This window comes from Flammeovirga sp. MY04 (assembly GCF_001682195.2).
GTDB classification, from domain to species: Bacteria; Bacteroidota; Bacteroidia; order Cytophagales; family Flammeovirgaceae; genus Flammeovirga; species Flammeovirga yaeyamensis.
In genome coordinates this window covers 143,831-162,626 of sequence record NZ_CP003560.2, presented here as the reverse complement: position 1 = coordinate 162,626, position 18,796 = coordinate 143,831, and the positions used below count along the sequence as shown (strand labels likewise).

General features: G+C 35.7%; 16 protein-coding genes and 6 tRNA genes. 9 read left to right on the top strand and 13 right to left on the bottom strand.

The window, feature by feature from the left end; genetic code table 11:
- Positions 1–47: 47 nt before the first annotated feature.
- Entirely contained in the window at positions 48–992 is a 945-nt protein-coding gene (locus MY04_RS00600; protein ID WP_158297500.1) for an RluA family pseudouridine synthase, read from the top strand.
- Positions 993–995: 3 nt separating this feature from the next.
- Here MY04_RS00600 and MY04_RS00595 read toward each other — a convergent pair whose 3' ends face one another.
- From MY04_RS00595 to ilvE, 12 genes are all read right to left on the bottom strand, one after another.
- Positions 996–1,310, bottom strand: coding sequence for a hypothetical protein (locus MY04_RS00595; RefSeq protein WP_066204812.1), 315 nt, complete (start codon positions 1,308–1,310; stop codon positions 996–998).
- A gap of 86 nt (positions 1,311–1,396) precedes the next feature.
- Positions 1,397–1,473 (bottom strand) — tRNA-Asp (locus MY04_RS00590).
- A gap of 36 nt (positions 1,474–1,509) precedes the next feature.
- Positions 1,510–1,586, bottom strand: a tRNA-Asp gene (locus MY04_RS00585).
- Positions 1,587–1,623: 37 nt separating this feature from the next.
- Positions 1,624–1,700, bottom strand: a tRNA-Asp gene (locus tag MY04_RS00580).
- 37 nt (positions 1,701–1,737) lie between these two features.
- A tRNA-Asp gene (locus MY04_RS00575) sits at positions 1,738–1,814 on the bottom strand.
- 37 nt (positions 1,815–1,851) lie between these two features.
- Positions 1,852–1,928: transfer RNA gene (locus tag MY04_RS00570), tRNA-Asp, on the bottom strand.
- Between the two features lie 37 nt (positions 1,929–1,965).
- Positions 1,966–2,042 (bottom strand) — tRNA-Asp (locus MY04_RS00565).
- A 148-nt stretch (positions 2,043–2,190) separates the two neighbouring features.
- Positions 2,191–3,456: a threonine ammonia-lyase gene (gene ilvA / locus MY04_RS00560; RefSeq protein WP_066204809.1), complete on the bottom strand. Its 1,266-nt coding sequence runs from the start codon at positions 3,454–3,456 to the stop codon at positions 2,191–2,193.
- A 124-nt stretch (positions 3,457–3,580) separates the two neighbouring features.
- Positions 3,581–4,123, bottom strand: coding sequence for an acetolactate synthase small subunit (gene ilvN, locus MY04_RS00555; protein WP_066204806.1), 543 nt, complete (start codon positions 4,121–4,123; stop codon positions 3,581–3,583).
- 10 nt (positions 4,124–4,133) lie between these two features.
- A complete protein-coding gene (gene ilvB / locus MY04_RS00550; protein WP_066204801.1) occupies positions 4,134–5,873 on the bottom strand; it encodes a biosynthetic-type acetolactate synthase large subunit in 1,740 nt (579 codons plus the stop codon).
- Between the two features lie 41 nt (positions 5,874–5,914).
- Positions 5,915–7,597 carry a dihydroxy-acid dehydratase gene (ilvD, locus tag MY04_RS00545; RefSeq protein WP_084005714.1) on the bottom strand — a complete coding sequence of 561 codons (1,683 nt, stop codon included), beginning with the start codon at positions 7,595–7,597 and terminating at the stop codon, positions 5,915–5,917.
- Between the two features lie 38 nt (positions 7,598–7,635).
- Entirely contained in the window at positions 7,636–8,532 is an 897-nt protein-coding gene (ilvE, locus tag MY04_RS00540; RefSeq protein ID WP_066204797.1) for a branched-chain-amino-acid transaminase, read from the bottom strand.
- Positions 8,533–8,959: 427 nt separating this feature from the next.
- Here ilvE and MY04_RS00535 point away from each other — a divergent pair, with 427 nt between their 5' ends.
- The 8 genes from MY04_RS00535 to MY04_RS00500 all read left to right on the top strand — a co-directional run bounded on the left by MY04_RS00535 (position 8,960) and on the right by MY04_RS00500 (position 18,029).
- Positions 8,960–9,601: a polysaccharide deacetylase family protein gene (locus MY04_RS00535; RefSeq protein WP_066204795.1), complete on the top strand. Its 642-nt coding sequence runs from the start codon at positions 8,960–8,962 to the stop codon at positions 9,599–9,601.
- 81 nt (positions 9,602–9,682) lie between these two features.
- On the top strand, positions 9,683–10,462 hold the full coding sequence (locus MY04_RS00530) for a ParA family protein (protein WP_066204792.1): 780 nt from the start codon (positions 9,683–9,685) through the stop codon (positions 10,460–10,462).
- Between the two features lie 48 nt (positions 10,463–10,510).
- Entirely contained in the window at positions 10,511–11,461 is a 951-nt protein-coding gene (locus MY04_RS00525; protein WP_066204789.1) for a ParB/RepB/Spo0J family partition protein, read from the top strand.
- Positions 11,461–12,165 (top strand): DUF5683 domain-containing protein, encoded by a 705-nt coding sequence (locus tag MY04_RS00520; protein WP_066204786.1) that lies wholly within the window; start codon positions 11,461–11,463, stop codon positions 12,163–12,165. Before MY04_RS00525 ends, MY04_RS00520 begins: the two co-directional genes overlap by 1 nt.
- Before the next feature lie 9 nt (positions 12,166–12,174).
- Positions 12,175–12,900, top strand: coding sequence for a 4-hydroxy-tetrahydrodipicolinate reductase (gene dapB / locus MY04_RS00515; protein ID WP_066204784.1), 726 nt, complete (start codon positions 12,175–12,177; stop codon positions 12,898–12,900).
- A gap of 4 nt (positions 12,901–12,904) precedes the next feature.
- Entirely contained in the window at positions 12,905–14,164 is a 1,260-nt protein-coding gene (gene lepB / locus MY04_RS00510; protein WP_066204780.1) for a signal peptidase I, read from the top strand.
- A 125-nt stretch (positions 14,165–14,289) separates the two neighbouring features.
- Positions 14,290–16,470 carry a S46 family peptidase gene (locus MY04_RS00505; RefSeq protein ID WP_066204774.1) on the top strand — a complete coding sequence of 727 codons (2,181 nt, stop codon included), beginning with the start codon at positions 14,290–14,292 and terminating at the stop codon, positions 16,468–16,470.
- 206 nt (positions 16,471–16,676) lie between these two features.
- Positions 16,677–18,029, top strand: a complete 1,353-nt coding sequence (locus MY04_RS00500) for a hypothetical protein (RefSeq protein ID WP_066204772.1) — start codon at positions 16,677–16,679, stop codon at positions 18,027–18,029.
- Between the two features lie 276 nt (positions 18,030–18,305).
- On the opposite strand, the gene MY04_RS00495 is transcribed toward MY04_RS00500, so the two are convergent.
- Positions 18,306–18,758, bottom strand: a complete 453-nt coding sequence (locus MY04_RS00495; RefSeq protein ID WP_066204764.1) for a hypothetical protein — start codon at positions 18,756–18,758, stop codon at positions 18,306–18,308.
- Positions 18,759–18,796 lie beyond the last annotated feature (38 nt).

The window sequence follows — 18,796 nt, the reverse complement described above, 5'->3', positions numbered from 1 at the left end:
AATTAGTTTTGCAAGTTAGTAATACCAATCAAGATACAAAACCAAAAATGTCATCATCAAAACATCTACATGCATCATTTGATATTCCCGAAGGAGGACAAACCATGCGATTGGATCATTTCCTTTCGATAAAACTTCCTAACAAGAGTAGAAATGTGATTCAAAAACATATCAAATCACAGATGGTTTTGGTGAATGATAAAAAATCTAAATCTTCTTATCAATTAAAACCATTTGATAAGGTGAAATGGTTCGAATCTTTCAGAAAATTAGAAGAATTAATTCCATATGATTATGATTTAGATATTCTTGAAGAAAATGAATCCTTTATCGTCGTCAATAAACCTGCAAACATGTCTATGCATCCAGGATTAGGAGTATACAAGGAAACGCTTCAGAATGCTTTACAACATCATTACAATGTCACTAATCAAACAGAGGCCTTAGTAAAGGATTGTTTGGTTCAACGGCTAGATAAAGATACTAGTGGGATTGTGGTAGTCCCTAAAACGATTCAAGCAAGAGAACATTTAGGAGATCAATTCAAAGGAAAATCAACCAAAAGAATATACCATGCAATTGTATGGGGAACACCTGATCCTTTAGAAGGAACTATCAAAAAGTTTATAGGTAGAAATCCTATGGATGAAATGAGTATTGAGGTTTCAGAAGATGAAGCTTTTGGAAAAATGGCGATCACTAATTATAAAACCATAAAATCCTATAAAGACTTCTCTGTGGTAGAATGTGAATTGGAAACAGGTAAAACACATCAAATTCGTGTGCATATGCAATATATAGGTCATCCTCTAGTGGGTGATAAAAGATATGAGAAAATGCAATATACAGGCAATTCTCAGCTTCAGAATACTATAGGAAGGCATTGTTTACATGCAAGGCTATTACATTTTGATCATCCAGTGACTTTGGAACGAATGAGGTATGAAATTGGGTGGCCTGAGGATTTAAAAAACATTCTAGAAAAATTCTAATTTTTACCTTTCCGTTAGTTTAAGGTTTGTCTCTTGAATTTCCCAATGGTCATTTACATAATTCATTTTTCCCTCATAGAATAGAACTTTTTTTTCACTAATCAATTTGATTGAAAAATCTACATCCTCCTTTTGAGAATACTCATTTACATTATACTTAATAATAAAATTTTCTAATTTTTCATTGGGGAAATGGCTTTCAACTAACTCTTGATATTTTTCATTTATTAAAGCAGGTTCATTAGTACTCTGATACTTTCTAAAAATGAAAGAGAGTAGGATAAAAACCAGAATAGTTACTATACTTTTTTTCAACATGTGATAATAGGTTTATTTGCTAATTATTCAATAGTTTGATAAAAATAAAAAAAGGTAAGCTCTTTCGAACTTACCTTTCTATTTGTTGGCGGAACAGACGGGACTCGAACCCGCGACCCCCTGCGTGACAGGCAGGTATTCTAACCAACTGAACTACTGCTCCAGTCATCCGTTTTTGAAAGTCTTGATGAAGACTTGTTGGCGGAACAGACGGGACTCGAACCCGCGACCCCCTGCGTGACAGGCAGGTATTCTAACCAACTGAACTACTGCTCCAGTCATCTAGTTTTTGAAAGTCTTGATGAAGACTTGTTGGCGGAACAGACGGGACTCGAACCCGCGACCCCCTGCGTGACAGGCAGGTATTCTAACCAACTGAACTACTGCTCCAGTCATCTAGTTTTTGAAAGTCCTGATGAAGACTTGTTGGCGGAACAGACGGGACTCGAACCCGCGACCCCCTGCGTGACAGGCAGGTATTCTAACCAACTGAACTACTGCTCCAGTCATCTAGTTTTTGAAAGTCTTGATGAAGACTTGTTGGCGGAACAGACGGGACTCGAACCCGCGACCCCCTGCGTGACAGGCAGGTATTCTAACCAACTGAACTACTGCTCCAGTCATCTAGTTTTTGAAAGTCTTGATGAAGACTTGTTGGCGGAACAGACGGGACTCGAACCCGCGACCCCCTGCGTGACAGGCAGGTATTCTAACCAACTGAACTACTGCTCCAGTGTGCTTTTCAGGACGTCGTTTCCTTAAAAGCGATGCAAATATGCACCCTTGTTTGCTATAAAACAAGTATTACACCCATTAAAAATGTAATCTAATCTTAATGAAATTGTAAAAGATTGATTTACAAGTCAAAACTAAATGTGATTTAAATCAAAAAATTGAACATATCTTGATTTTCGTTCAATAATTCGAATTTGTAGCCTCCTGCAGTCATCCTATTTTGAAGTGCATTGAAGTCGTTAGGATCATTCACTTCGATACCAACGATTGCTGGAGCCTTCTCTCTGTTTACCTTTTTTGTGTATTCAAAGTGTACAATATCATCTTTTGGACCTAACACCTCAGTCAAGAATTCTCTGAGAGCACCTGCTCTTTGAGGGAAACGTACCATAAAGTAATGTTTGTATCCTTCGTATAAAAGAGAACGTTCTTTGATCTCCTCCATACGCCCTATATCGTTATTAGAACCCGATACAACACAGACTACCCTTTTACCTTTGATCTCGTCTTTAATTGCATCTAAAGCAGAAATAGACAAGGCGCCGGCAGGTTCTACAACTATTGCATCTTCGTTATATAACTTTAGGATAGTAGAACATACTTTCCCCTCAGGCACTAAGATCACATCTTGTAAGAATTGTTTGGCAATCTGATAGGTATTATCACCTACTCTTTGTACGGCAGCTCCGTCGACAAACTTTTCTATTTTCTCTAATGTAACTACTTCCCCTTGATCTAAAGAGGCTTTCATTGCAGGAGCACCTTCAGGTTCAACCCCAATAATTTTGGTATTCGGACTGATCTGAGAAAAATAGCTACCTACACCAGAAGATAGACCTCCTCCACCAATTGGCATCACCAAGTAGTCGATTTCATCTTTTGCGTCTTCAAGAATTTCTAAACCAACGGTACCCTGACCTTCAATCACTTTAGGATCGTCAAAAGGATGAATAAATACTCTTCCTTCTTGATCACAGCGTTCCATAGCAGCAGCATAAGCATCGTCAAATGTATCGCCTACAAGAACGACTTCTACCTTGTCTTTTCCCCACATTCTTACCTGACTCACTTTTTGATTAGGAGTAGGTGCAGGCATATAAATAACGCCATGAATACCTAGTTGCTTACAAGAATACGCAACGCCTTGAGCATGGTTTCCCGCACTCGCACAAACAATACCTTTGCTTTGTTCATCTTTAGTTAAAGACGAAATTTTATTAAAGGCTCCACGTAATTTATAAGATCGAACAATTTGTAAATCCTCACGCTTTAACCAAATATCTGCACCATAACGCTCAGATAGGTTCATGTTACGCATTAAAGGAGTACGTGTCACTACATCTTTTAATTTTCGATGTGCTTTGACGATTGATTCTACACTTGGTAAATCCACTGCTTCTTTTATTTCCATAATATGATGAAAAGTTGATAGCTTTAAATTGAATCAAAACTATCAAAAAGGGGAAAGCGAATGCTCTCCCCCAGTTCTTGATGTATTAAAAAGCTTATACTATTGATCTAAATTGATCAAGGGCTTAAGCAATTGTATCTTCTTGATCAAATTCTGCCAACAGAGAGCTAATCTCCTGACGTTCCTTTGACAATGCAATTCTGCCTGAACGACCAAATTGCATCAAGCCGTAAGGTTTTAAAGCATCATACAAAGTATGAGTTTCTTCTTTATGACCTGTTTTTTCGATCACAATAAAGTCAGCTTTTGCAGCTAATATTCTTGCGTGATTCTTTCTAACTATTTCTTCAACAGCATCTGAATCTGTAAGATTATCAACAGCTACCTTATATAAGGCTATTTCTTGATAGATGATTTCGCTATCTTCATATACAAAGCAACGAACAACATCTATTTGTTTTTCTATTTGTTTTGCTACTTTTTCAGCTTGATCTTTAGTAGTGTAAAACACTATTGTAAAACGGTGAACATTTTCGATCTCTGATGCTGATGTAGTCAAACTCTCAATATTCAATTTTCTTCTTGTGAAGATAATTGAAATACGGTTTGTTAAACCTACTACGTTTTCCGTAAATATTGATAAAGTAAATCTTTGTTTTCCTTCCATGATATTGATATTACTTTAAACGAACATTTGATACAGATTCTCCAGTAGGGATCATAGGGAAAACATTTGATTCCTTTTCTACCACTACCTCTAAGAAACATGGACCTTCAGTATTTAACCACTGATCCATCTTAGCACTCAAATCTTCTCTAGATTCTGATTTATCCGCTTTGATATAATAAGACTCCGCCAATTTCACAAAATCAGGATTTACCATCTCTGTAAAAGAGTAACGGCTATCGAAGAATAGCTCTTGCCATTGTCTTACCATACCTAAGAAACTGTTATTTAAAACAAGAATCTTTACAGGAATTTTATATTGGAAAATGGTTCCCAACTCTTGAATCGTCATTTGATACCCTCCATCACCAGAGATAGAAACTACTAAACGATCAGGAGCACCAACTGCTGCACCCATTGCAGCAGGTAAAGCGAATCCCATTGTTCCAAGACCACCAGAACTTACAATACTATCTGTAATTTTAAATTCATAGTATCTTGAAGCTTCCATCTGATGTTGTCCCACATCCGTTACGATGATGGCTTCACCTTTTGTTTTATCAGAAAGCATTTTGATTACCTCAGACATTTTCACTTTTTCAGTAGAGTCGCCTAAAGCATATTCCAATACTTCTTTCTTTTCAATTTCATCACAAGCATGGAATTCAGCCAACCATTCTTCGTGCTTTGCTTCGTTCACTTTAGGAATTAACCTTTCTAAAGCTTCTTTTGCATCAGCAATAATTGGCACATCCGCTTTCACATTTTTATCGATCTCAGATGGATCAATTTCGATGTGAATTACTTTTGCTTGTTTTGCATATCTACTTAAATCGCCTGTAACACGGTCGTCGAAACGCATACCAACGGCAATCAATAAGTCACATTCGTTTGTTTTGATGTTGGGACCATAATTACCATGCATCCCTAAATAACCCACATTTAAAGGATGATCTGCCGGTACAGCCGACAATCCTAATAAAGTAGAAGCCATTGGAATTCCTGCTTTTTCAGCAAAGGCAATTAATTCCTTTTCTGCTTTAGAAAGCATTACTCCGTGACCTACTAAAATGTATGGTTTTTTCGCTTGATTGATTAATCTAGCCGCATCATCCAATGAAGATTCTTCCGCCTTTGAAACTGGCTTATAGCTTCTAATTCTTGTACATGGCTTATAAGAAAATTCAATTTCTTGGAACTGAGCATCTTTTGTAATATCAATCAATACAGGACCTGGACGGCCACTTTTAGCGATATAAAATGCTTTTGCAATGGCTTCTGGAATTTCAGAAGCCTTGGTTACTTGGTATGTCCACTTCGTTACCGGTGTAGAAATACCAACCACATCTGTTTCTTGGAAAGCATCTGTACCTAAAAGGTGAGACGCTACCTGACCAGTGATTGCCACCAATGGAGTGGAATCAATCATTGCATCAGCAAGACCTGTAATTAAGTTTGTTGCGCCAGGTCCAGAAGTTGCCAGACATACCCCTACTCTATGATTGACTCGAGCATATCCTTGTGCTGCATGTGTAGCACCTTGCTCGTGACGCACAAGAATGTGTTTCAATTTGTCATCATAATGATAAAGCTTATCATACACCGGCATGATCGCTCCACCAGGGTAACCAAACATTGTATCTACTCCTTCTTCTACTAATGCCATCAATAGTGCTTCAGCACCTGATACTTTTTTGGTTGTCTCTTTGGCTTCTTGTTCTTTAGTGAACTCTTTTGCTGTTGTACTCATTATTGAAATGATTTTTCGTACTACTTGTTCTTAATTACAGATTAAAATTCATCTGTTACACATCCTTCGGACGCTGAAGAAACAGTTTTGATATATTTATATAAAATACCCTTTTTAAACTTAGGATCTGGAGCCACCCACTGTGCTCTTCTTTCTGCTAGTTCCTCATCAGAAACAGCTACTTCGATTTTATTGTTTACAGCATCGATAGTAATCATATCTCCATCTTTCACTAATGCTAGATTTCCACCTACTGCAGCTTCTGGTGTAATATGACCTACAACAAAACCGTGAGTACCACCTGAGAATCTACCATCAGTAATCAATGCTACATCTTTACCAAGACCTGCACCCATAATAGCAGAAGTTGGCTTTAACATCTCTGGCATACCAGGACCACCTTTTGGACCTTCGTAACGAATCACTACCACATTACCTTTCTCTACTTCTCCGTTAGCTATACCATCGATTACAGCAAATTCGTTATCAAATACTTTTGCTGGACCAACGAATTTCTCTCCTTCTTTACCTGTGATTTTCGCTACTGAACCTTCAGTTGCAAGATTACCGTAAAGAATTTGTAAGTGACCAGTTGATTTGATTGGGTTGTCTTGAGGACGCATTAAATCTTGATCAGAACCTAGAGGATCAACATCCGCTAAGTTTTCAGCAATTGTTTTACCAGTTACCGTCATACAAGAACCGTCTAACAAGCCCCAGTTCAGAAGTGTTTTCATTACAGCTGGAATACCACCCACAGCAAATACATCTTCCATTAAATATTTACCAGAAGGCTTTAAATCTGCAAAGAAAGGTACTCTATCAGATACTCTTTGGATATCGTCCAATGTTAATTCAACATCAGCAGCTTTGGCGATGGCCAACATGTGAAGAGTAGCATTGGTAGAACCACCTAATGCCATAATCACTGTTAAAGCGTTTTCGAAAGAAGCTTTTGTTAGAATATCTGAAGGCTTCAGATCTAACTTTAATAAGTTAAGGATCGCTGGACCTAAATTCGCACATTCATTTTTCTTATCATCTGATACTGCAGGGTTAGATGATGAGTAAGGTAAACTCATACCCATTGCTTCAATTGCTGAAGCCATTGTGTTTGCAGTATACATACCACCACATGCACCAGCACCTGGAATAGCATTTTTAATGACACCTTTATAATCTTCGTCTGAAATAGTACCGGCGATTTTTTCACCCAATGCTTCGAAAGCAGATACAATATTCAGTTTTTGTTTTTTCCAACATCCAGAAGCAATCGTACCACCATATAACATGATTGTTGGACGATCGATTCTACACATCGCCATCATTGCACCAGGCATGTTTTTATCACAACCTACTACAGTGATTAAACCATCATAAAACTGACCATTAACAACTGTCTCCACAGAGTCTGCAATAATATCTCTTGATGGTAATGAGTAACGCATACCAATTGTACCGTTAGTGATACCATCACTAACACCAATAGTATTAAATACTAAACCAACCATCCCTTCTTTTTGAACTCCAGCTTTTACTTTTGCTGCCAATCCATTAAGGTGCATATTACAAGTGTTACCTTCATAACCTGTACTTGCGATACCAATTTGAGGCTTATCCATATCCTCTTCTGTCAAACCAATACCATATAGCATGGCTTGTGCTGCTGGTTGTGTATCGTCTTGCGTAATCGTGCGGCTATGCTTGTTTAACATCTCTGCCATAGTTGTCTTCTTTGTTTGTTGATTTAAAAATCAGTTTGTTATATAATAGAATAGTTATCGTATTCTGATTGTGTCACGTATTGTCTGTATTTCTCGAATACTTCAAAACCAATCGTTTCTTCCCAATCTTTCAAGACCAAATGTCTGTCGATAGAGTTGATCCCTGTAATTTGAGCAGCAGTACCTGTAAAGAACGCACCATCGATATCTTTTAGGTCCTCGGGCTTGTATTGTCCTTCTACCACCTCTACTCCTAATGATTTTGCAATATCAAAAACTACATTTCTTGTGATGCCAGGATAGATATGTCCTTTTTTAGAAGTATAAAGCTTTCCTCCTTTTTCAAAGAAGAAGTTGGCGCCTGTACCTTCCGCGATATATCCATCAACATCCAATAATAAAGCATCATCAAATCCTCTTTCTTTAGCTTCTGCAATAGAAACAATTGAATTAATGTAGTGCCCAGAAATCTTTGCCTCTACATTAAACGAATGCGGACTTGGCCTTGTGTAGGCAGAGATTGTGATATCCAAAAGGTCTTTCCCTAAGAATTTATCCCATCTCCAAGCTGCTATAAAAATGTTGTGCTTCTTCGTTGGTGTTAAGTCCATGTTTGCTTCTGCATATACTAGCGGTCTAATGTATGCATCAGTAAAACCATTTTCTTCCAACAACTGATAAGAAACTCCCACTAATTCATCTACCGTATAATCGAGACCGAGGTGCATTGTATTTGCTGCTTCAAGAAAACGAGTAAAGTGTTCTCTTGCTTTAAAGATGTTTGGACCCAAAGCGGTTCCGTACGCTCTCATAGCGTCAAATACGCCATTACCATAGTGTAATGACTGCGAAAACAAATCTGCTTTCGACTCTGCTGCTTTTACGAATTCTCCATTGTGGAAAATTACTGTGTCTTGATCATAATACTTCACCATAAGCGAAAAGTATTTTAAGGTTGATAAATCGGATTTTTCATGTGATAAAAAAAAACCACTGTCAAGTTTTTTATTCTGACAATGGCCAAGTTTTATATTTTTCAAAATATCATATACTGACCATTACCTCTCCTTTAGCAGGACGACGTTAGCGATAATGACAATATTTAGGATGATATTTTGCATTTTTCTCAACATTTTCAATCATTGTTTAGTTCAAATATAATTACCTATCTTTTTCTTTTGCAAATAATATAACATTCCTTTCTTTTCTTTTTGATAATAATTACGACACCTAACATTCTATTGTAATCATTTAACAATGCAAAACATCAAATAACCCTAAATTAGAGAGATTATATTTATCATTTCTAACAAAAAAATTTAATCCGTGTATATTTGTATCAAATAATATTTCTTTTGAAAAATGATACAAAGAGTTGGCAGTATTGTAAGAGATAAAATTTTTCCGTCCCTGACATGGAAAAAAGAAGCAACCTCAATTCCTACTATTTATCTTACTTTTGATGATGGTCCCATTCCGGAGATTACACCTTGGGTTTTGGATCAATTGGCTAAATACAATGCTAAAGCCACATTTTTTTGTGTGGGTGATAATATCAGAAAACATCCTGAAGTATATAATAAGGTATTAGAGGCGGGACATACAGCAGGAAATCACACTTTTAATCATTTACAATATTGGAAAACTTCATATAATAAGTATTTGGATAATGTAAAGGTTTGCGATGAACAACTCGTTTCCAATCCACTCTTTGATACCGATCGAAAGAAACCATTATTCCGACCTCCTCATGGACAAGTAGGAAAACAAATGATACATACTTTAAAAGAAAAGTATGAAATAATCATGTGGCATGTCCTTACCAGAGATTACAATAAGAACTTCAACGAAGAGAAGTGTTTAGCCACTGCAATTAAACTTACAGAGGACGGTTCGATCGTAGTTTTTCACGATAGTATTAAGGCAGAAAAAAATTTAAGGTATGTTCTACCTCGATTTTTAGAGCATTTTTCTAAAAAAGGTTATGTTTTTGCCTCACTTTAATTAAAGAAAATATAATTTTTTAAAGTAGATGCTGAAAAAAACTATATTTGTGTTTACAAAGAATAAAAGCGTTTTAAAAAAATGGGCAAGATCATAGCTATTGCTAATCAAAAAGGTGGCGTAGGAAAAACAACAACTTCGGTGAATTTAGCTGCAAGCTTTGCTGTTTTAGAATATAATACACTTTTAGTTGATGCAGATCCACAAGCAAACTCCACATCAGGATTAAATTTAGATCCTAAGGAAGAAAGAAAAAGTATCTACAACTGCATGGTAGAAGATATTAATGCAGAAGATATTATTGTGGCCTCTGAATTTGATAATTTAGATATAATTCCATCTCATATCGACCTTGTTGGGGCCGAAATCGAGATGATTGATATAGAAGATAGAGAAACAAGAATGTTGAAAGCACTTGAACAAGTGAAAGACAAATATGATTTCATTATCATTGATTGTTCTCCATCGTTAAATTTAATTACAGTAAATGCACTTACTGCTGCAGATTCTGTAATTATACCTGTGCAATGTGAATATTATGCATTAGAAGGATTGGATAAACTTTTAAAGACTATTGACTTGATCCAATCACGTCTAAATCCTAACTTGTTGATCGAGGGGATTTTGATGACTATGTATGATACGCGTTTAAGACTTTCTAATTTAGTAGTGGAAGACGTGAGAAAGAATTTAGGCGATTTAGTATTTAAGGTGATCATCCCTAGAAACATTAAAATTAGTGAGGCTCCTAGTTTTGGCGTTCCTGTGATTGAGCACGATGCGGTAAGTAAAGGCGCTGTAAGCTACCTCAACTTAGCACAAGAAATATTAAAACGTAACAAGATTGAAGTAAAAGCATAGGAACCGATTATTTACCTCGATTAAATGAACTGATAGGCGGATTAAATTATGCCAGAGAAACAAGAAAAGAAAACATTAAAAAGGAGAAATGCACTAGGAAAAGGTTTAGGTGCCTTACTTGGTGAGAATAAATCTGATGCTCAACCTGAGGAAGTAGTGGAACAAGTAGCCCCTACTCCAGAGGTAACACAACAAGTTGTCGAAAAACTTGATGAAATTGCCATTTCTGAAATCGAAAGAAATCCTTATCAACCTCGTTTGGAGTTTGAAAGTGATGCACTTAAAGAATTGGCAGATTCTATTCGTGTTCAGGGTATTATTCAGCCTATTACAGTCAGAAAACTAACAGAACATCAATATCAAATTATTTCGGGCGAACGTAGATGGAGAGCCTCTCAAATGGCGGGATTGGAAAAGATTCCAGCTTATGTTAGAGGAGCCAACGATACGCAAATGCTTGAAATGGCTTTGATTGAAAATATTCAGAGAGAAGACCTTAATCCTATAGAAATTTCAATCACATACCAACGTTTAATCGCTGAATGTGATCTAAAACAAGAGGAACTTGGTGATCGTGTAGGAAAAAAACGTTCTACTGTGGCCAATTACCTTCGTTTATTGAAGCTTCCACCGGAAATTCAAGCAGGTCTAAGAAGTAATAGTATTTCTATGGGACATGCTCGTGCTTTGGTAAACGTGAATAGTATCGAGGTGCAATTGATGATCTATGATATGATTATCAAGAATGAACTCTCTGTAAGAAAAACTGAAAACCTTGTTAGAGATGTGATTCAAGGTAAAGATCTTAAAAGTGCTAGTGCTAAAGCCAAAAGTCAACCACTTGATTTTGAATTCAGCCGTTTGCAAAGAGATTTATCAACTCACTTTGGTACTCAGATTAAAATTAATAATGCTTCAGATGGAAAAGGTGAAATTAAGATTCCTTACACATCTGTTGAAGATTTAAATAGAATACTTGACATTCTTAAAACACACTGATGCCTAAATTCTTTAAATTTTTATCTTTCTTTTCGCTCATCTTATGCCTATTGTCAGTTTCAAATAATGTGCTTGCACAAGTTGAAACTGATTCTGTGTATAGAAATATGACGGAAGACGAAAAAGTGGCTTATAATGAAAGAGTGATCGATTCACTTAATTCATTAAAACAAATGCCCAATCATATTGATCAGAAAGAAAGAAAAAGAAAGAAACGAACTCAGTATAAAAGTTTAACAGGACCAACACAAGCTTCTTTTTATACCATTGTTATCCCCGGTTTAGGTCAGATACACAATAATAAAGCTTGGAAAATACCTATCCTTTATGGTGGGTACGCCGTGTTTGGTTACTTCATTAAATTTAATCATACCAATTATATAGAAAGTAGTCATTGGTTGGCTTATAAAGCTGATGCCGATCCTACTAACGATGATTTAATTCCTGAAATCTACAGAAACCTATCTGTTGACAATTTGGTCTCAAGAAGGGACCGTTTTCGTAGAGATCGAGATTTTATGATTATTGTTTCTTGTGGTTGGTACTTATTGGGAGCATTGGATGCCGCTGTAGATCAACATTTAAAATATTATGATGTCAGCGAGGATCTCTCTTTTCAATTTAAACCGGCTGCTATTCCAGATCCATTAACCGGATTACCTGCATTAGGAGCAACTTTAACTTTAAATATAAATTCGAAATAGATATAACAAATGAATTTTTTATTAATAGGATACGGAAAAATGGGTAAAACCATTGAGGGTATTTTAAAAGAACGTGGACACAACATTGTCAATATTATTGACTTAAACAATAGAGAAGATTTAATCAATATCGACCCTTCTACTGTAGATGTGGCAATTGAATTTACTCAACCTAGTTCAGCCTACGATAATATCAAAGTATGTTTGGATAAAGGAATCAGAGTAGTTTCTGGTACTACAGGTTGGTTGGATAAGAAAGAAGAAGTTGAAGCGGCTACTAAAGCTCAAAACACTGCTTTCTTCTATGCATCAAATTATAGTTTAGGTGTAAATATCTTCTTTGCTTTAAATAAAAAACTAGCTGAGATGATGTCTGCTTTTAACAAGGAGTACAAATCTTCAATGGTTGAAATTCATCATACACAAAAATTAGATGCCCCAAGTGGTACTGCAATCACTTTAGCTGAAGGTGTGATCGAAAAATTTGCAGGTGTGGACTCTTGGACGCTTAAAGGCGAGGATGAAGCTAAAGCAAACGGTATAGAAATCGAAGCACTTAGAGAGCCCGACGTTCCTGGTACTCATGAGGTGACTTACGAATCTGAAATCGACAGAATTGACATTAAACACACAGCACATTCAAGAAAAGGTTTTGCTCTAGGTGCTGTTTTAGCTGGAGAATGGCTTCATAAAAAAGAAGGTATCTTTGGTATGGAAGACATGTTAGCTTTATAGGATTATGAGTAATAAAAAGAAAAAAGGATTTTTAAGGGAATGGGGCGATGCTCTACTTTTTGCAGTAGTAGCTGCAACATTTATTCGTTGGATCGCTTTTGAAGCATTCACGATCCCTACCTCATCCATGGAAAAATCTCTTTACATTGGTGATTTTCTATTCGTAAGTAAATTACATTACGGTCCTCGTACTCCGAAGACACCTCTTCAAGTTCCGCTTACACATCAAAAAATCTGGGGAACTGATATTAATTCATTCTCTGATGCTATTCAATTACCTCAGTTCCGTTTACCTGGATTTAGCGAGGTGAAGAACAATGATGTGGTTGTTTTCAACTACCCAGCTGAATTGAATGATTATCCAACGGATTTGAAAACCAATTATATCAAAAGATGTATTGGTATTGCTGGTGATGATATCGAGATCAAAGAGCAAGTAGTTTATATAAACGGACAAAAAGCGGATTATGGCGATTATGTTAACCTTCAGACAGGTTATGATATGGTCACAAAACAATTGCTTACTAAAGATGCTTTAGAGGAATTAAGTATTTACTATAATATCCATGATGTTGCTATCTTCCCATCTCCAGAAAGAGCAAATTACATTAATGAACAGTATGGTGGATATGTTATTTCGAAATCAAGTGAGAACAATACCTACACTTACAAAAATGTAAATCTTACTGATAAGCAGGTAAAGGAGTTGAAGAAGAATCCATTAGTTGTGTCAATTACTAAAGTGATGGATATTGAACCAAGTCCAAACATTTTTGGTTCAGCTGTAAACAATTGGTCAACTGATAATTTTGGACCATTACACATTCCAAAAGAAGGTGAAGAGGTAAAAATTACTACTGAAACTTGGCCTTATTACAAAGACATCATTCAGAAGTATGAGGAAAATGACAATCCTCAGTTCAAAGGTGGCAAGTTATACATTGGAGGACAAGCAACAGATACTTATACTATTCAACAGAATTACTATTTCATGATGGGTGATAATAGACACAATTCTTTGGATTCAAGATTCTGGGGTTTTGTTCCTGAAGATCACATTATTGGTAAAGCTGTAATGACTTGGTTCTCTAGAAACCCTAATCCTGATACGGGTTCTGTTCGATGGGATCGTATCTTACACATTATCGATAGCGACTTCCAATTACCAAGCATTATCAAGATTATTATATTGGCTATTTTCTTTGGAACAATTTTCTTTTTCTCAAAAAAAGAAAAAGCGAATAAAGGGATTGACAATAACTAAATTTTCTTAGTAAATTATATTAGTAAAAGCCGAAGTACTTCTTCGGCTTTTAGAGCATATTTGAAATACGTTTCAAACGATGTTCACCACAACTATCATATAAAACATATATTCACATCGTAAAAATGAAAAGATACTTACAAGGAACACTAATAGCTCTATTATTGTTGCCCTTATCGGCATGGGCACACGAAGGAATGTGGCTTCCTTCACTACTACAACAACTTAACGAAGAAGATATGCAGGCCAATGGCTTTAAATTGACTGCAGAAGATATCTATTCAGTAAACAAATCAAGTATGAAAGATGCTGTGGTTTGGTTTGGAAGAGGTTGTACTGGTGAAGTCGTTTCTGACAAAGGCCTTATTCTTACTAACCACCACTGTGGTTATGGACAAATTCAATCACACTCTTCAATAGAAAAAGATTTATTGACAGAAGGTTTTGCAGCTCAATCGTTTGGTGAAGAGCTTCCTAACCCTGGTTTAACAGTTTCTTTCGTTGTTAGAATTGACGATGTTACTTCAAAAGTTCTAAATGGAGTAACTGATGGTATGAAAGAAGATGACCGTCAGAAAGTAATTGCAGAAAACATTAAGAAAGTAGGTGATGCTGCTGTAAAAGGTACACACTATGATTACCAAATCAAGCCTTTCTTCTATGGTAACGAATACTACATGTTTACTATGGAAACTTTCTCAGATATCCGTTTGGTATTTGCTCCTCCTTCATCGGTTGGTAAATTCGGTGGAGATACAGATAACTGGGTATGGCCCCGTCATACAGGTGACTTCTCTATTTTCCGTATTTATGCTGGAAAAGATGGCAAACCTGCAGAGTACTCTGAGGACAATGTTCCTTTCACACCAAGATACCACTTCCCTATCTCTTTAAACGGAGTGAAGGCAGATGATTTCACTATGGTTTATGGATTCCCTGGTAGAACACAACAATACTTACCTTCGGAAGGAGTAGATTATACAGTAAACAAATCTAATCCTATCAAAATTGCAATGAGAGAAAAGACGATCGCAATTTTAGATAAGAACATGAAAGCGGATGATGCGGTAAGAATCAAATACTCTGCGAAAAAAGCAAGAGTGGCCAATGCTTACAAAAAATGGATTGGTGAAAGTAAAGGTTTAGAACGTTTAGATGCTATAGATAAAAAAGAAGAGCAAGAAAAAATGTTCGCCGATGCTGTAAAAAACAAACCTGAGTATGCTGGTTTATTAGAGAAGTTTGAAAAGCAATTTGCTGCCGTTGAAAAATATCAATTGGCCAGAGACTTGTTTATCGAAGAGATGTATTATGGCCCTGAAATCTTACGTTTCTCGCTTGGTTTTAATGAATTAAAGAAACTTGAGCCAGGAACTCCTGAGTTCATTGCTGCAGTGGCTAAATTAAAAGGTTCTACAAAAGGTTTCTTCAAGAACTATGATAAAGGTACAGATCAAGAGATTTTTGTTTCTGCCTCTTCTCTATATTCTGATGCAATTGATCCATCATTCTTGCCAGATGCATTCAGAACAGCTAAAGAAAAAGGGAACTTTGATAAATTAGCTGCTTCTATGTATAAGAAAAGTATTTTCTGTAATGAAGAGAAATTGATGGCTTTACTTAATGGTAACGAAAGTGCTATTCTAGGTAAAGTCAAAAAGGATCCCGCTTTTGTTTTAGCCAATGATATTTACGAGATCTTCAATAATAAAGTGGTATTTGAATACAAAACACTTTCTGAAGAAATCAATTTATCAATGAGAACTTACGTAAAGGCTTTAAGAGAAGTATTCCCTAACCGAGAGTATGTTGCTAATAACAAAGGAGCTAGTAAGAAATACTGGTCAGATGCCAACTCAACTTTAAGAGTTACATATGGTAAAATTGAAGGTTCTGAACCAAGAGATGGTGTTGAATTTAAACATTACACTACTCTAGAAGGTGTAATGGAAAAAAGATTACAAGACGTACCGAAGACTCATGAATTCTATGTACACCAAAAATTGATCGACCTTTACAACAAGAAAGATTACGGTCAATACGGTGAAGATGGAAAAATGATCGTTTGTATTACAGGTTCTAACCATACCACTGGTGGTAACTCTGGTTCTCCTGTAATCAATGCAGAAGGTCAGTTGATCGGTATCAACTTCGATAGAACTTGGGAATCGACCATGTCAGATTTGATGTTCGATCCAGTAAAATGTAGAAATATTATCGTTGATATTCGCTATGTATTATTTATCGTTGATAAATATGGTGAATGTCCTCGTTTGATTGAAGAAATGAATTTAGTGAAAAACTAATTTTTATTTCTGATAATAAAAAAGCCTTCAACTATGATTAGGGAGTCTTGGTAAATAGTTAACTAACTGTAAACAAGTCTTCTACTTAGATGTATTTTATATAAAAGACCCCGAAAAATGTCCAAATTGGCTTTTTTCGGGGTTTTAGCTTGTTTAAATTTGAGTTACGACACAAAAATCTATCACAAACCAAGCTCAAATATAGTATGCAACTTTTAATATTCAAGCCAGAAGAAGCTCAACCTTTAAAATATTACAAATTCAAGAATACTGAATTAGGAAAAGTACATTCCTGTATTCCTTGGGAAGAATTGGAGCAACTTTTTCCCACCACTCAGGAAAATTCTGGTAGAAAATCATGGCTTAACAATAAAGGCAAATTAGCCCTAATGTTTTTGAAATCTTATTCTGGATTAAGTGATGAAAAATTAATTGAAAGATTTAATACAGATTGGGCTTATCAGATGTTTTGCTTTCGTTTATTAGGAGATCATGAAGAGATTAAAGATATCACTTTACCTAGTACTATCCGGTCTTATCTTTCTACCAATATTGATATGGACAAACTTCAGTTTATATTATTGAAACATTGGAAAGGAGACATTAAATATTTTAATATGCTTCTGATGGATGCAACTTGTTATGAAAGTGATATAAGACACCCTACAGATGTAAAACTGTTATGGGAGTGCTGCTATTTCGTTTTTGAAAAATTATTATTCAAGGCTTGTAAAGATCTCAATATTAAACGTCCAAGAAATAAATACAGAGAACAGAGAGAAAAATATTTGAACTATTCAAAACGTCGAAGAAAGGGATATAAACTAACCCGAAAAAGAAAGGGTTCATTACTTTATCTTTTGAATAAAGGGTTAAATCAACTACAGGAAGTTTTAAATTTAGGATCAGTCCATTTAACGGAAAAAGAAAGGGCTAAACTACGAACAATCAAGAAGGTACGTTTTCAGCAACAATATATGTTCGATAATAAAGTAGAACGTATTGATGAGCGTATTGTGTCTCTAGCTAAGCCATGGCTTCGACCAATTGTGAGAGGAAAAGAAACAAAAAAGGTAGAATTCGGATTTAAAGCACATATTTTACAAGCCGGTGGAATATGTATTATTGACCATCTAGCAGCCAATGCTTTTAATGAAAGTACTCGTCTTAAACAGAGCTTTTATAAGCATCAAAAAATTTTTGGAAGTGCTACTCATATTGGAGCAGATGGAATTTATGCAACGAATAAAAACCGTTGTTTTATTACGTCTAAAAATATAATCACCAATTTCAAAAAGAAAGGTCCTCGAGCTTTAACTAAAGAAGAAAAAGCAATAAGATCCATCATAGCAAAAGAGCGATCAACTCGCATGGAAGGTATTTTCGGAACACATAAAAGGAACTACGGGTTAAGTAAAATAAAAGCAAGAACCCAAGCAAACGAAATCTTATGGATCACCTTCGGAATATTAACTTCAAATGCTGTGATAATGTCCAAAAAGAAAGAGAAGAAACACGAGAAATCAACCTATGGAGATCAGCTTCAATTAGTCGCATAAAGGAGTCATTACAAAATGTTCCCTGGATAGGTGTGTCTATAGAGTTCTTAAATTGAAAATTTAACTCATTTTGTACTCTGATAAGATGAAAAACTTCAGATTGAAATAAGATTCAAAGGAAAGATCAAAAAAACACCCACCAAAATAGATTTAAAATCTAAATTTTGATGGGTGCTGGAATCTATTTTCCAAGAGTCCCTGATTAGTTGGAGGCTTTTTTATTCACTTGGATTATATAATCACAAATGAATATCAAATTATCTTTTTGATGAAAAACTAAGACTCTAACCCTAAACGGTCTGAAATCTCTTCTATTGCTTCTTCTTCATCTTCGCAAACGCCATCAGAAGCATCTGCAAATAAATGAAGGATTTCCAGCACATCATCTTTTTCTATATCGTTTTCATTCAGATAGATCGCCAAAGTATCCAAAAACGGATCTTTCCATTTATCTAATGTTTTCACTAGGTATTCCAATTCTTGGAAATACAGTTTTTGAAGATTTTCTAATTCACTTCTTGTCAAATCGCTTTTATAGGCATCTGACATAAATTTAGAGAGGTACTTTACAAATACCCACTCTTCATCGTCTACTACTCCGTCAGAAGCGACAATTAAAAGACAAGGAAAGTACATTAGAAGCGTATTAAACTTTTCTTCTGTAATTTCTATATTATTAGCATCAGTATATTCTTTATATAACTGATTTATAGCTGAATTCGCACTCATTGTTAAAAAATAGTTTCAATGTCAGTTAATGTGATTAC